This is a genomic window from Neobacillus sp. 114 (genome assembly GCF_030127045.1).
Taxonomy (GTDB): Bacteria; Bacillota; Bacilli; order Bacillales; family Cytobacillaceae; genus Neobacillus; species Neobacillus rhizophilus.
Genome location: NZ_CP126144.1, coordinates 5,256,932 through 5,271,429, shown reverse-complemented (window position 1 = coordinate 5,271,429; position 14,498 = coordinate 5,256,932). Strand labels below are relative to the sequence as shown.

At 42.1% G+C, this 14,498-nt stretch carries 9 protein-coding genes and 1 other annotated feature; of the genes, 6 read left to right on the top strand and 3 right to left on the bottom strand.

Annotation, left to right across the window (positions count from 1 at the left end; genetic code table 11):
• Window positions 1–43: 43 nt before the first annotated feature.
• A complete protein-coding gene (locus QNN06_RS25925; protein ID WP_284036221.1) occupies window positions 44–1,168 on the top strand; it encodes an HAD family hydrolase in 1,125 nt (374 codons plus the stop codon).
• A gap of 267 nt (window positions 1,169–1,435) precedes the next feature.
• Here the strand turns inward: QNN06_RS25925 and serA are convergent, their stop codons facing one another.
• Window positions 1,436–3,079, bottom strand: coding sequence for a phosphoglycerate dehydrogenase (gene serA / locus QNN06_RS25920; protein WP_284036220.1), 1,644 nt, complete (start codon window positions 3,077–3,079; stop codon window positions 1,436–1,438).
• Window positions 3,080–3,181: 102 nt separating this feature from the next.
• Window positions 3,182–3,390 (bottom strand) — a binding site (T-box leader).
• 290 nt (window positions 3,391–3,680) lie between these two features.
• Here serA and QNN06_RS25915 point away from each other — a divergent pair.
• Genes QNN06_RS25915 through thrB form a run of 3 tightly spaced genes read left to right on the top strand, consistent with a single transcriptional unit; the run spans window position 3,681 to window position 6,944 of the window.
• Window positions 3,681–4,976, top strand: coding sequence for a homoserine dehydrogenase (locus QNN06_RS25915; protein WP_284036219.1), 1,296 nt, complete (start codon window positions 3,681–3,683; stop codon window positions 4,974–4,976).
• Entirely contained in the window at window positions 4,973–6,043 is a 1,071-nt protein-coding gene (gene thrC, locus QNN06_RS25910; protein ID WP_284036218.1) for a threonine synthase, read from the top strand. The genes QNN06_RS25915 and thrC overlap by 4 nt, the downstream gene beginning before the upstream one ends.
• Window positions 6,030–6,944 (top strand): homoserine kinase, encoded by a 915-nt coding sequence (thrB, locus tag QNN06_RS25905; RefSeq protein WP_213117931.1) that lies wholly within the window; start codon window positions 6,030–6,032, stop codon window positions 6,942–6,944. Before thrC ends, thrB begins: the two co-directional genes overlap by 14 nt.
• 28 nt (window positions 6,945–6,972) lie before the next feature.
• Here the strand turns inward: thrB and QNN06_RS25900 are convergent, their stop codons facing one another.
• Both QNN06_RS25900 and QNN06_RS25895 read right to left on the bottom strand, forming a co-directional pair.
• The gene (locus QNN06_RS25900) at window positions 6,973–9,513 is read right to left on the bottom strand and encodes a bifunctional diguanylate cyclase/phosphodiesterase (RefSeq protein ID WP_284036217.1); all 2,541 of its coding nucleotides are present in this window, start codon (window positions 9,511–9,513) and stop codon (window positions 6,973–6,975) included.
• Between the two features lie 74 nt (window positions 9,514–9,587).
• Complete coding sequence (locus QNN06_RS25895) at window positions 9,588–9,731, bottom strand: hypothetical protein (protein WP_213117933.1); 144 nt, start codon at window positions 9,729–9,731, stop codon at window positions 9,588–9,590.
• A 156-nt stretch (window positions 9,732–9,887) separates the two neighbouring features.
• Here QNN06_RS25895 and QNN06_RS25890 point away from each other — a divergent pair, with 156 nt between their 5' ends.
• A complete protein-coding gene (locus QNN06_RS25890; RefSeq protein ID WP_213117934.1) occupies window positions 9,888–13,127 on the top strand; it encodes a winged helix-turn-helix domain-containing protein in 3,240 nt (1,079 codons plus the stop codon).
• A 153-nt stretch (window positions 13,128–13,280) separates the two neighbouring features.
• Window positions 13,281–14,477, top strand: coding sequence for a substrate-binding domain-containing protein (locus tag QNN06_RS25885; protein WP_213118009.1), 1,197 nt, complete (start codon window positions 13,281–13,283; stop codon window positions 14,475–14,477).
• Window positions 14,478–14,498: the final 21 nt, after the last annotated feature.

Here is a 14,498-nt window from a genome sequence, read left to right as displayed (position 1 = left end):
CGATAACGTATAAAAGCAGACAGGGAAATGGGGTTATAGGAAATTGATTAAAACGATTTTATTCGACGTTGACGGGGTTCTACTAAGCGAAGAACGTTACTTTGATGCATCGGCACTAACCGTCTGGGAGATGCTGATAAGCAGTAATTACTTGGCTTTATCACCTGAAAAATTCAAAACAGACTATAGCGATAAAGAAATAGAAGAAATTCGAAATCTGGTATTTGAAAATGATAAAATCTTGAAATTCCAAAAATCACGAGGCCTTAATGCCAACTGGGATATGATTTATTTAACATTTGCCCACCAGCTAATTCATCTACTTTCACAAATCAAAGAATACGAAATTGAAAACATTAGAAAATGGTGTCAAGCACCAATCCATCGTAAGACCTTACTTGAGATTGGTGGGGTGTTGAATAATTATTCGGTTGAACTGGATTTCGGTTTGTTTGTGAAGGAGTTTGAGAGGTCCGAGGCAACTAAGCAAGAACTGCTTGATTATTTAAATGTGCTGGCACTTGAGAAACTTGGGGTAGAAACCACTATTTTTCAAAAAGGGGAGCTTTGGTCAGTATGTGAGCATGTTTCTCAGGAATGGTACGTAGGGGATGCCAATATTATTGCTTCAACTGGCAAGCCTTCTGTTCAGAAAGGCAAGAAAGGCTTTCTAGTTAATGAAACAACATTGGCTCCTAAAGAAGAGATAGGAGAGCTATTTCAATTTTTAACAGCCTCGGGGATTGAGATTGGGATCGGAACAGGACGGCCTGAATTGGAAACGATTCAGCCTTTTCAGCACTTGGAATGGTTAAAGCATTTTGATGTGAGCCGGATTGTGACTGCGGATGATGTCGCCAAGGCTGAGCAGGAGCTTCCAGAAGGGAAATCTTTATCAAAGCCGCATCCGTATACCTACATATTGGGTCTGCATCGCAAAGATCTGTCCGTGCAGGAGTGTTTGAACACGCCGCTGCCAATTAAAGATGGCGATTCGGTCCTGATTGTCGGGGATTCATTGGCAGATCTTCTAGCTGCAAGGCAAATGGGTTGCCAGTTCGTCGCAGTATTAACCGGACTCTCAGGAAAAGACGCGCGGGGTGAATTTGAAAAGCATAAAGCAGACTATATTCTCGATTCTGTGCTTGATTTGAAGGGAATTCTATAAACGAATTTTTGAATTTTATTATTTTATGGCTTTATTAGTTATTTTTGATAGAATTTCTCAGATAAAGATATAATAAATAAATTCTATTGGCGGATTTTGTGCGTCTATTGGCGAATTTATGTATTCTATTGGCGAATTATCGATTTCTATTGGCGAATCTGAAGGTCCTATTGGCGGATCGAAAAATTTAGCACGGATCCGTCACCTAAACTTAAAAAAAGGCTGCCCCTTGCAAAAAGGGAGCAGCCCTTAATAAACAGCTAAAAATCACACACTCTCCACAGCCTGCTGCTCAATGCGGCCTGCATCAAACGTATCGACATTTGATAGCTCCAAAAATTGCGCTTCGTCTAAACCAGGAATTTGGACAAGTTCACGGCTGACTTCTGTACCGAGCGTCTTATCAAGCGTCAACACCATGATGGCCTCGCCGCCAACTTCTGTACGGCCCACTTGCATCGTACCGATATTGATTTGATAGTCTCCAAGTAAAGAACCTACCTTTCCAATCATACCCGGTACGTCCTGGTGTTTAATATATAATAGATATTTCTCAGGCTTCACGTCAATCCGGTATTGATTAATCTTTACAATCCGGGCACCGTAGCCGTTTAACACAGTGGCCCCAATCCGAGCAGTTTCATCGCCTTGCGAAACTGAAAGCTCCAAATAGTTGGCAAAGCCTTTATTCGTAGCATTTTTCTGTACATTATAGGAAACGCCCTGCTCCTTCAATAAATGAAGCACGTTGATGAGATTGACAGAATCGCTTAAATGATAGGATAAAACACCTCTAAGCATTGTCCGTGTCAATAATTCTGTATCCTCATCGATTAGATCACCATAATAATTGATTTCTATTTTTGTAGGTGCAGAGTTTTTCAATAATTGAATGACAAGCTCGCCCACTTGGTCGCCAAGTACTAAATAAGGCTGGAGCTTGGCTTGCGTTTCGCCTGACATTTGCGGCATATTTACCGCATTTTGGATCGATTGGTTTTCAAAAATCTCAACGATTTCCGCGCTGACTTCTTCTGCTACTTTCTCTTGTGCTTCAACGGTAGAAGCGCCAAGATGCGGAGTCACGATAATATTCGGATTCTGCAATAGCTCCGGGTCGGCAACCGGTTCTTTTTCAAATACGTCAAGGGCAGCACCGGCAACATGGCCAGACTGAATGGCCCGGACCAATGCTTTTTCGTCAATGATACCGCCGCGGGCACAGTTCACAAAGCGAACGCCTTTTTTCGTTTTGCTTAAAAATTCATCATTAATAATTCCGCGAGTATCATTAGTCAGCGGTGTATGGATGGTAATAAAATCGGCCTCTGCCGCAATTAAATCAAGGCTTGCTTTTGTAATGCCAAGCTTTTTCGCCCGGTCTTCCGTCAAATATGGGTCAAAGCCCAAAATATTCATGCCGAAGCCTTTTGCCCGTTTGGCCACTTCAGTACCGATCTTGCCCATACCGACAACACCAAGTGTCTTTTTGTACAGCTCCACTCCTTTAAAAGAGTTGCGGTCCCATTCACCGCAGGAGGTCTTTTGGTGGGCCTGCGGAATTTTTCTTGCCATCGCCAGCATCATCGCCAATGTGTGCTCAGTTGCAGCAATCGTGTTGGCACCAGGTGCGTTAATGACGATGATCCCTTTCTTGGTAGCAGCGTTGACATCAATGTTATCCACACCGACACCTGCTCTAGCAATGACACGCAGGCGGCCTGCTGCCTCAAGAAGCTCTCCTGTTACCTTTGTTTGGCTTCTCACAATAAGGGCGTCGTAATCACCGATAATCTTTTTTAATTCATCTGTAGGCAGTGTTGGCTGTCTTTCCACAATGAAATTGGCATGGTCGACTAAGCATTTTAAACCTGTCTGGCTGATTCCGTCAGTTACAAGCACTTTGTACATTTTTAAAACCTCCAGTTTGTTTTTTTATAAAAATTTTAATAGCTTACGTTATTTCATTGAAAAATAAAAAACGCCCCTCATAACAGACACAGTGGTCGTGTTATGAGGGACGTAAGTTAACGTGGTGCCACCCTCTTTTGCCGCAACACAGTGCGGCCTCAAAGCAAATAACGGGTAATACCCGGGCTAGCCTACTAACAATTTCAGCAGCCAGTTCAGAAGGGCTGGGCATTATAGAATTAGCACCGGTTCGCAGCGTCCACCGGCTCTCTGAAGCTATTTCCTATTGCCGTCTTCATCATCACTATTTCATTAATAGAATACACCCAATTGAGTGAAATTTCAAAATTTAACTGAATATAGGGATTATTCTACATCCCGCTTTCGGCCTTGTAAAGGGGGTAAAATCAAAAAAATTTGCCAGTCTTCTCTGAAAATTTTTACTCAAAATGAAGAACCTTGCTATGATAGGATAGTAAGCGATTACAGTGGGAAAAGTCAGAAATAAATCTATTGTAAAAAAACGAACAGACACTTATAATGTCTACAATAGAAATACAATTGTTCACACCAGAAGGACATAGGAACGGAGGGGAAATGGGTGAAAGCAATTTCGATTGGATTACTGGGGTTGGGTACCGTTGGCTCAGGTGTTGTCCAAATTATTAAAAATCATCAAGATAAATTAATGCACCAGGTGGGCTGTCCAGTAACGATTAAAAAAATTCTGGTTCAAAATTTAATTAAAACGAGACCTGTTGAAATAGAAGCAGGCTTATTAACGAATAATGCTGATGACATCTTATTGGATGAAGAAATTGATGTTGTCATCGAGGTTATGGGCGGCATTGACGCCACAAAAGACTATTTGATTACGGCCCTCCGTCAAGGCAAGCATGTTGTGACTGCCAATAAGGATTTAATGGCGCTTCATGGCTCCGAACTGTTAACGGTGGCATCGGAGTATGGCTGTGATTTGTTTTATGAGGCGAGCGTGGCTGGCGGTATCCCGATTCTTAGAAGTTTGGTGGATGGTCTTGCTTCTGATCGAGTTACGCAAATGATGGGGATTGTCAATGGAACGACAAACTATATTTTAACGAAAATGAGCAATGAAGGCCGCTCCTATGATGAGGTGCTGAAAGAGGCCCAGGCTCTCGGTTTTGCGGAAGCTGACCCGACATCTGACGTCGAAGGATTGGATGCAGCCCGTAAAATGACCATCCTTGCTACATTGGGCTTCTCCATGCATATTGATTTAGAGGATGTAAAGGTGAAGGGCATTTCGGGCGTAACGGAAGATGATATACGCTATGGGAAACAGCTTGGCTATACGATGAAGCTGATTGGTTATGCCCACCGCGAAGGAGAAAAGGTCGAGGTCAGTGTCGCACCTACCTTCTTGTCTGACAATCATCCGCTTGCCTCCGTTCAAAATGAATACAATGCTGTTTATGTTTATGGTGAAGCTGTGGGTGAAACGATGTTTTACGGGCCTGGAGCAGGCAGTTTGCCAACCGCAACCTCCATTGTTTCTGACCTTGTCGGTGTGGTGAAAAATTTGCGGCTTGGTGTGAACGGGAAAAGTGCCGTGACCCCGCAATATCCAAAGCAATTAAAGGATGATAACGAAAAATATTCGAAGTACTTTCTGCGTATCCACGTCCGGGATGAAGTTGGTGTTTTTGCCGATATAACGACGATTTTTGCCAAGTATGGGGTGAGCTTTGAAAAAATTCTTCAGCTGCCAATTAAGAAACATGAAACATCAGAAATAGTCCTAGTAACCCACAAAGCTTCTTTAACAAGCTACGATGGAATTCTACAGGAGTTAAATGACCTGCAAGCTGTAAAAGAAATAAAAAGTGCATATAGAGTGGTGAGGAAAACGATATGAGATGGCCAGGATTAATTGAAGCATATAAAGAATTTTTACCAGTAAATAATGAGACACCAAAGCTAACGCTAAATGAAGGAAATACCCCTCTAATTCACTTGCAGAATCTTTCCAAGGAATGGGGAGTAGAGCTTTATGTGAAAGTAGAAGGAGCCAATCCAACGGGTTCCTTTAAGGACAGAGGCATGGTCATGGCGGTTGCCAAAGCAGTTGAGGAAGGCAGCAAAACTGTCATCTGCGCCTCTACCGGAAACACTTCGGCTGCTGCTGCAGCCTATGCAGCCCGGGCGGGTATCAACTGTATCGTTGTGATTCCGGAAGGGAAAATTGCCATGGGCAAACTTGCTCAGGCGATGATGTATGGGGCCGAAATCATCTCCATTGAGGGAAATTTTGACCAAGCTCTTAAAATGGTGCGAGATATCAGCGAAGTAGAGCCAATCACATTGGTTAACTCAGTTAACCCATTCCGTCTGGAAGGGCAAAAAACAGCTGCCTTTGAGGTTTGTGACCAGCTTGGTTCAGCACCTGAAATTTTAGCGATCCCGGTTGGAAACGCCGGTAACATCAGCGCTTATTGGAAAGGTTTTAAAGAATATAACAGCAAAAAGGAAACTGGTCTGCCAAGAATGTTCGGTTATGAAGCTGAAGGGGCCGCCGCTCTTGTACATAACCGCGTGTTTGAAAATCCGGAAACAATCGCAACAGCGATTCGGATTGGCAACCCGGCTAGCTGGGATTTGGCGGTTAATGCAGTAAAAGAATCTAACGGTCAGTTTGATGAGGTTACCGATGATGAAATCGTCGCGGCTTATAAAAAATTAGCTTCCACTGAAGGTGTTTTTGCAGAGCCGGCATCCTGCGCTTCTATCGCTGGTGTTTATAAATCATTACAAAATGGGAAAATCGCCAAAGGTACCAAAATTGTTGCAGTTCTTACAGGAAATGGCTTGAAGGATCCGGACACAGCTATTCAGAGCAGCTTGGTGAAACCTGTTGTATTGCCAAACGATGAAAAGGCTGTGGCAGAGCATATTCGAGGGGTTGTCGGGCATGCCGCTGAATAATCAATGGATGATCAAGGTTCCGGCAAGCACTGCCAATCTTGGTCCGGGATTTGATTCCATGGGGCTGGCAGTAGATCTGTATTTGACTTTAGAGGTGGAGAAAAGTGACCATTGGGAATTCTTTTCTCCTAACCCTGAATTAAACCAGCTTCCAACTGATGAAACCCATTTTATCGCACAAATTGCCCTTGAGACAGCTAAGAAATATGGAAAAGAGCTAACTCCCTGCCGTGTAAAAATGGAAAGTGAGATTCCCTTGGCACGCGGACTCGGTTCAAGTGCTTCTGCTATCATTGCAGGGATTGAACTTGCTGATATCGTGGGTGGCTTAAACCTGACAAAGGAGGAAAAGCTTCTTTTGTCAACTGATATAGAGGGCCATCCGGACAATGTTGGGGCATCCCTTTATGGGGGCCTTGTCATCGGAAGTTATCGGCAAAACGAAGTGGAGATGCTGAGCTTTACCAATCTTTCCTTTGAAATGGCTGCGGTTATCCCGAAAGAAATCTTATTAACTAAGGATTCACGCGGGGTATTGCCAAACAGTTTTTCGATGAAAGAAGCGATCGAGGCTTCTTCGGCAGCAAACGTATTGGTGGCATCCATGTTAAGTGAAAATTGGGAAATGGCCGGAAAAATGATGGAACGAGATCGGTTTCATCAGCCTTATCGGAGACCGCTGATTCCTTTTTATCAAGACGTTGAACAATTCGCTAAAGAGAATGGGGCATTCGGAACAGCATTAAGCGGCGCAGGCCCAACTGTCCTTTGCTTTGTTGAAAAGGGCAATGGCAGGCAGCTGGTTGAAGATATTCAAAAGGCTTTCCCGGAAATGACCGTAAAGCTCTTGCAAATTGATTCCTCCGGCAGCAGAGTCTGTGAAACAGCGAAACGGAATTAATTTAAAACAAAAGCAAAAAGAGGCTGAATCATTCAGCCTCTTTTTGCTTTCTCAAATATTCCTCAAAATCGCTTTTATTTAAAGGTCTACTAAATAAATAGCCCTGCATCAAACAACAATCTCTAGAAAGTAAAAATTCCTTCTGATATTCCTTTTCGACTCCTTCTGCAATTACTTTAAGCTTCAGGCTTCGGCCTAGATTAATAATCGCTTCAGGAATTTCGGAGTTCTCATAATCTTCTTCGATATTTTGAATAAAGGATTTATCGATTTTTAAACAATCGATAGGTAAATCTTTTAGGTAGCTTAAAGACGAATAACCTGTCCCAAAATCATCAATAGAAATGGAGATTCCTAAACTTTTAAGTGTGCGAAGTGATTGAACAATTTCTCGTGAATTATTCAAAAGAATGCTTTCTGTAATCTCAATTTCAAAACAATCAGGACGCAATTCACTATTGGCAAGAATTCCCTCAATCATCGTAACCATCTTGCGCGGTTCCTGGAACTGCCGGGCAGAGAAATTTACACCTACTGATAACGGAATAGGCCGATTCCTGTTCCAGATGCTTACCTGACTGCAGGCTGTTTTCATCACAAATTCCCAGATTGGTTGAATTAATTCTGTTTCTTCGGCAATCGGGATAAAGATTTCCGGCGAAACAACACCCAATTCATCATCCGTCCATCTCAGCAATGCTTCAACACCAAAGATGGTACCTTCTTTTACATTCATTTTTGGCTGGTAATAGACTTCTAATAATTCATTTTCAATAGCTTTTCTTAAGCGTGCCTCAAGTTGCGGTCTTTTAATATTCGCCTTTCTTAACTGTTCTGAAAAAACAACAACTTTGTTTCCACCCATTTTCTTCGCCGTATACATGGCCGTGTCTGCATAGATGATGAGGCTTTCGATATTATCCGTGTGTTCAGGGTAGATGCTGACACCGCAGCTGGCCCCCATATAAATTTCTGTTTCATTGAGAAAATAAGGGGCTTTTAGGTTGGAAATAATGCTCTCTGCAGCACTCTTTGTATCTTGTAAATTATAATTGAACAATAAAATAATAAATTCATCGCCGCCCTGCCTGATGATGAAATGATTTTCATTATTGGCGAGGCTATCCTTTATTCGGCTGGCAGTCATTTTGAGGATTTCGTCCCCATTGGAATGCCCAAAGGAGTCATTAACTTCCTTAAAACGGTCCATATCCATGAAAATAACCGATAAGGTTTCTCCATTTTGATTCGCCCTATTTACAATCGAAGGGAGTTTTTCTTGAAAATATCTTCTGTTAAGCAGTCCTGTTAACGGGTCATGGTTCGCTTGGTATTCGATAAACTCTCTGCTCTGCTGGAGGTCCGTAACATAGTTGTGCAGGTCCATAGACAATGCATTGACGTTTTCCGCCAGCATGCCCAGCTCATCCTTGCGATTCAAATGAAGGTTTTTTCCAAAATTGCCTTTGGCGATTTCATTGACCCGATCGACAATATAACCAATCGGCCTAGTAATAGAGTTTGAAAAAATAAAGCTGATAATTAATACGATAATCATAATGATGATGGAAAGCAGAATATGAACTTTCAGTTCATGTGCCAGTTCATTTTCAATAAGGCCATAATCATAGACAAGGCCTATGACAAATGCTGTGCCATTGGCGGAAGCGGGGACAAAAGTTTTCATTACGCTTTTTCCGTTCAATTGGGCCTTGTAGGATTGTGTTTTCCCCGTTTTCATCGCATTTTGGATTAAAGGAGTATCCTTCTTATAGTTTACGTACTTTTTATAGTCACCGTACCACCATGGTCGGGCAGAAATGCGCATATAGCTGTTTCCATTTAAATGGACATATTCATCCTTTTTTCCGAAATTCTTCGGATTAAAAACCGTTATCTCCAAAACGCCTTTTTGCTTTGTATAATCTTTAATAAATTTTCTAGGACCAAAAAGGTCTTCGTATTCTATTGCTTCGCTGTCCCGGAAATAAGGGTTAATGATATAATTCGTTGTCCCATCAAAATAATAGCCCCATTTGTCAATGTGATCCGGATTGGAGGAGGCAACTTCGATTGGTCCCGACCAATAATTTGGCAGTGTTAACCCCTTTCCAACTGTAACAGGCTTTAACGCAAAAAGCTGCATATAGGCATCATACCAATAGCCCCATCCCTTGGTGGCCATGTTAATTTCTTGCGGGTCGGAAGATTTCACGCCAATAATGTCATCGTCTGTTTTTGCCAATAAAGTAATATGTGAGACACCGACATCCTTGGCTATTTGTTTGAGCTGCTCATTAGAGACATCTTCCCAGCGTGGCGGAAGCTGATCCTTGATGGCCAGGGAGGCGATTCGTAAATCCCTGCCAAGAATATCCTCAACATATAAGGAGCCCTTGGTTGTGTTTTTGACATGATAGGAAATTTCCTTTGTGATCATAGAAATCTCTCGGTTGTTATTGTTAATGAGCTGATTTTTTGACCGAAAATAATGAAAGGCATTATTCGTAACTAAAATGATAAATACAAGCAGACAAAATAAGAGCGGAAGTTTTTTCTTTATAGACAAGCTTTAACACTCCAATGAGCAGCATACACTTCCTTTTAATAAGGTGTGTATGCTGTTGTAGATTAGGGGACAGATTAACCCTTTATTCCATGGAGCCATTCTTCATAGCATTCATCACATAGCGTTTCATGCCTTTCTTGATTGGCTGAATCAAACGAAACTTGATGAAGATGTTTTTCCTCAAATTGGTTTGTGCAATAAAAGCATGTATCAGGCATTTTCTATCCTCCTTTATAAATATAGATAGTTTAGTTTCTTCCCGCAACCTAAGTTTTATAATAGAAAAAAATCTTTCAGCAACTCGTCCTACTATCTCCCAGTATGGTAAAATAGTGTAAAAATTGGGAAAATTTTTAGGGGGGAGGCCTTCAAGTATGAAGCTTCCAATTATTCAAACGAAGCTGCGGGTTCCTGCGGTGAAAGATGAGTTTCTAAGAAGAGCAAATCTTACGAGGAAGCTGAAAAAAATACCAGAACATCCCTTAACTATTATTCATTCCGGGGCTGGCTTTGGAAAAAGCACCGCACTTGCCTTGTTCATGAAGGACGAAAATATTAATGGCTGCTGGTATTCCATCTCTTCTATGGATGATGATATCCTTCCGTTTCTGTCTCATATTATCCATTCCATTCGAAAAGCTGCCCCCGAGTTTGGCAGAGAGTTGTTAACCTTTGTGGAAACCACAGATCGTTATACCCGCAATGAAGAAATAGGTTTCCTTTGTTCTTTGTTTATTAACGAAATCCTTGAAATCAGTTCCGAAATTATCTTGATTTTGGATGATTTTCACCAAATTGAACAGTCCTATACAATTAATAGTTTCATGGAAAATCTCCTCGAGCATATCCCCATCAATTTGCATATTGTGATCTCTAGCCGAAGCCGTCCGGTTTGGAAGCCTCTTACAAAAATGAAAGTGTGCGGACAATTGCTGGAAATTACCAAAGAGGACTTAATTCTGACCATCGAGGAAATGGAATTGCTCTTGTTGGACTTATATGGGCTGGAGGTGGAGCATCATCATTTACTAGCCATTTATCAAGTAACAGAAGGATGGATTATTGCCACATGTATGATTGCCCAGCAAATTCCCTTGAAACAGGACATTTCCGCTTTATTTGAGCAATCTTCCCTGTCCCTTCATGACTTTTTTCAGTATCTTGTTTTGGAAGTGTTTTCAAAGCAACCGCCCATCATTCAGCGATTTCTTGAACAAACATCTATTTTTGAGGAGATTGAAGAGGAATTATGTGACGAGGTCATCGGTATTCAAGCGGCTTCAAGTATGTTGGAACAGTTAAAAGACCGAAACCTGTTCATCCAAAAAGTTGACTCAAGGCATTATCGTTACCACGCATTATTTAAGGATTTCTTAGAAAATCATTTTGAAAAGAATCATCCGGAAAACTTTATCTTCCTGCATGAACGATGTGCCCGTTTTTATGAAAAAAGGGAGCTTTGGGAAAAGGCACTTTATCATTACAAAAAAATAAAACAGCTTAAAGCGATTGCTTCCATATTACAGGAAAATGGCTTTCACATGCTAGAAAGCGGTAAATTGGAAAGCTTAGCGGATTTATTAAGAAAAATTCCTGAGGATGAGTTCGATACCTACTATCTTCTTTGGCTATTAAAAGCGGAGGTATACCGATACCGTTCCCAATATCTCGACGCCGAAGAATGTTATCATGAGGCTTACGAAGGCGCCCGGAGGAGAAATGATTTCCTCGGAATGAGCAGAGCTTTAGAGGGAAAAGCAAAGATTTACTTGGACACGATTCAGCCTCAACGTGCAGAACAGCTTTTATATGAAGCGATTGCCCACCGCGAAAAAAGCAATAGCCCTGTGGAGGAGAGCGGCAGACTCTATGAATTATTATCCGAGAATTTGCTTAACTCCGGGAAAGCAAAAAAAGCGGAGGTTTGGCTAAAAAAAGCCAAGGAATCGACTATTTCCAAGCTTGACGGAAGCCTCGAGGCAAGATTGTATCTACGAACAGGACGGTTTGATGAAGCAAAGAAATTTCTATATATGAAAAAAGCTGAAGTGGAGAATGTTCAATTTTCTTCCCTGCCGCAGGCACACCGTGAAATTGACTTATTGCTTTCCATTATCGAGGCTTTTACAGGAGAAGGGAATATAGCAAAAGAGCTTGCCCAGGCAGGCATCCAGCAGGGAATCAGCTTGAAGGCTCCCTTTGTGGAGGCCTGCGGGTGGATTAGGATGGGGCACGCTGTTCAAATTTTGAATAAATATGATACTTCGTTAGCGGAGAACTGCTATCAGACAGCACTAGAATTGATGGATAAATTGCATGTTGACCGTGGTAAGGCAGAGCCATTAATGGGACTTTGCATTTTATATGGTGCCAGAGGGGAATTCGAACGGGCGATGACGGCCGGTAAACGTGCTTTGCAGGAGACGGAAAGAGTGAATGACCTTTGGCTTTCGGCCATGATTACACTTGGCATGGGGATCACTTGCATTCATAATGAACGATTCTCAAAGGCCCTGGATTACTTGGAACAAACGAATATCATGTTTGTACAATGTGAGGACTCTTATGGTCAAATGCTCAGCAAATTCTGGCTGGCCTATTGTTTTCACATCGAGAAAAATCGGGAACATTTCAGGACAGCGTTTGCTGAGTTCTTAAATGTTGTCCAAACACACGAATATGAATTTATTTTTCATAAGCGATCTGTCTTTGGTCCAAGAGATTTGCAGGTGTTCATTCCTATGTTAATAGATTGTTTAAAAGAAGACGGACAAACAGGATATGCAGCCAAAATTCTGCAGGATATGGGAATTGCTGCCTTGGAATCCCACCCCGGCTATTCCATCAGGGTCCAAACCCTTGGACAATTCAGGATTTGGCTGGCGGATAAAGAAGTCGGTGAAAAGGAATGGCAGAGAGAAAAGGCAAAGGAACTATTTCAATTATTGATGACCACCGGTGAATTAATTTCAAAAGAAGAGATTATTGCAATTCTTTGGCCAAATCAAGAGCGAAAAAGTGCAGACCGGGACTTCAAGGTGGCCTTAAACAGCCTGCAGAATGTCCTTGAACCCACACGGAAGGCAAGAGCTGCCCCTTTTTTTGTGATAAGGGAAGGAAGCTTCTATGGATTAAATCCACTGGCGGTAATCGAATTGGATACAGTCCTTTTTCAGGAGTTAATTCAAAAAGGGCTTCAGGAAGCAGAACCTGAGAAAGGGAAGCTTTTCTTGGAAAAGGGATTAAAGCTCTATCAGGGGGAGTATTTGCCTGACCGCCGCTACGATGATTGGTGTATCAGCAAAAGGGAGAGGATGCTCGTTTATTTCCTAAGAGGAGCGGAAAAAATGGCTCAAACTTATGTTCGTCAGGAAAATTATGATGGGGCCATTTTCTGGTGTGAAAAAATATTGGAACGGGACCGTACCTGGGAAGAAGCATACCGGCTGCTCATGTACTGCTACTATCGTAAAAATAACCGGCCGCAGGCCTTAAAATGGTATCAAAAATGCACAGAGGTCCTCGAAAAGGAACTTGGTGTTTCACCGCTTGAGCCAACAAGGCATATGCGTGACATGATTATGGAATCTGACAGCTATATCCAGCCAATCTAACAGCCTGATAAAAAGGCTGTTTTTTTTGTAACTTCTTTGTAACTCCTATTTCCTATGATGAAGTCAAAGCATTTCCATGATTGACCTGAAAAATTTTAAGGGGGAAGAAATGTGAAGAGAAGCAGAAAAAGATGGGCATTTTTAGGATTACTTATGTTTGTGATGCTGTTTGCCAGTGCGTGCAGCTCGGACAAATCATCATCAGAGCCGAAGGACAACGGTGGAAAGAAGGAAGAAAATAAAGCACCAATTAAAATCGGTGTGCTAGCATCAAAAACTGGTGCCTTGGAGTCCTACGGTAAACAAACATTAAGAGGCTTTGAGCTGGGACTTCAATATGCTACAGATGGAAAGATGGAAGTGGATGGCAGAAAAATTGAATTCTATGTGGAAGATACCGAAACGAAGCCGGAAGTAGCCGTACAAAAAGCAACGAAACTATTAGAAGAAGATAAAGTAGATTTCTTGGTTGGATCTTCCAGTTCGGCTGATACATTAGCAGTACTTCCGCTGGCTGAGGAATATAAAAGGATTATGGTGGTTGAACCAGCTGCCGCGGATACGATTACTGGGTCCGAGTTCAACCCTTATATTTTCCGAACAGCACGGAACTCTTCACAGGACGCAGTAGCTGGTGCAGCAGCCATCGCGAAAAAGGGTGTCAAAATTGCAACCCTAGCTCCTGATTATTCATTTGGACGTGACGGGGTAGCGGCATTTAAAGAAGCGGCTAAGAAATTAGGTGCTGATATTGTAAAGGAAGAATATGCGGATCCGGCAGCAACAGATTTTACCTCTAATATTCAAAAAATCATTGATGCTAAACCTGATTACCTATTCGTAGTCTGGGCGGGTGCTAACTCTCCATGGAAACAGATTGCCGATATGAAGGTTCAGGAAAAAGGCATCAAAATCTCCACCGGAGCGCCGGATATTGCGGCCTTAGCAACAATGGAACCGCTGGTTGGCATGGAAGGCTTTACTGTTTATTATCATGACCTCCCAAAAAATAAAATCAATGATTGGCTTGTCGCTGAACATAAAAAGAAATTTAACAATGAGGTTCCCGACCTATTTACACCAGGAGGTATGAGTGCGGCAATCTCCATCGTGGAAGCCGTCAAGAAAACAAAAGGCGATACTGACGCCGATAAATTGATTAAAGCGATGGAAGGAATGAGCTTTGAAACACCAAAAGGAAAAATGACCTTCCGACCTGAGGATCACCAGGCACTGCAGTCATTATATGCGATTAAGCTTGAGAAAAAGGATGGCGTGAATTATCCAGTTCCAGTATTAATGCGCGAGCTGACTCCTGAGGAAACCGCTCCGCCAATCCGTAATAAATAAACTTCACAGGTGAATGGGGGG

Excerpts from the sequence above, each read along its gene's own strand:
- serA (WP_284036220.1), bottom strand. The coding sequence starts at position 3,079 with ATGTACAAAGTGCTTGTAACTGACGGAATCAGCCAGACAGGTTTAAAA.
- thrC (WP_284036218.1), top strand. The coding sequence starts at position 4,973 with ATGAGATGGCCAGGATTAATTGAAGCATATAAAGAATTTTTACCAGTA.
- thrB (WP_213117931.1), top strand. The coding sequence starts at position 6,030 with ATGCCGCTGAATAATCAATGGATGATCAAGGTTCCGGCAAGCACTGCC.
- QNN06_RS25895 (WP_213117933.1), bottom strand. The coding sequence starts at position 9,731 with ATGCCTGATACATGCTTTTATTGCACAAACCAATTTGAGGAAAAACAT.
- QNN06_RS25890 (WP_213117934.1), top strand. The coding sequence starts at position 9,888 with ATGAAGCTTCCAATTATTCAAACGAAGCTGCGGGTTCCTGCGGTGAAA.
- QNN06_RS25885 (WP_213118009.1), top strand. The coding sequence starts at position 13,281 with ATGTTTGTGATGCTGTTTGCCAGTGCGTGCAGCTCGGACAAATCATCA.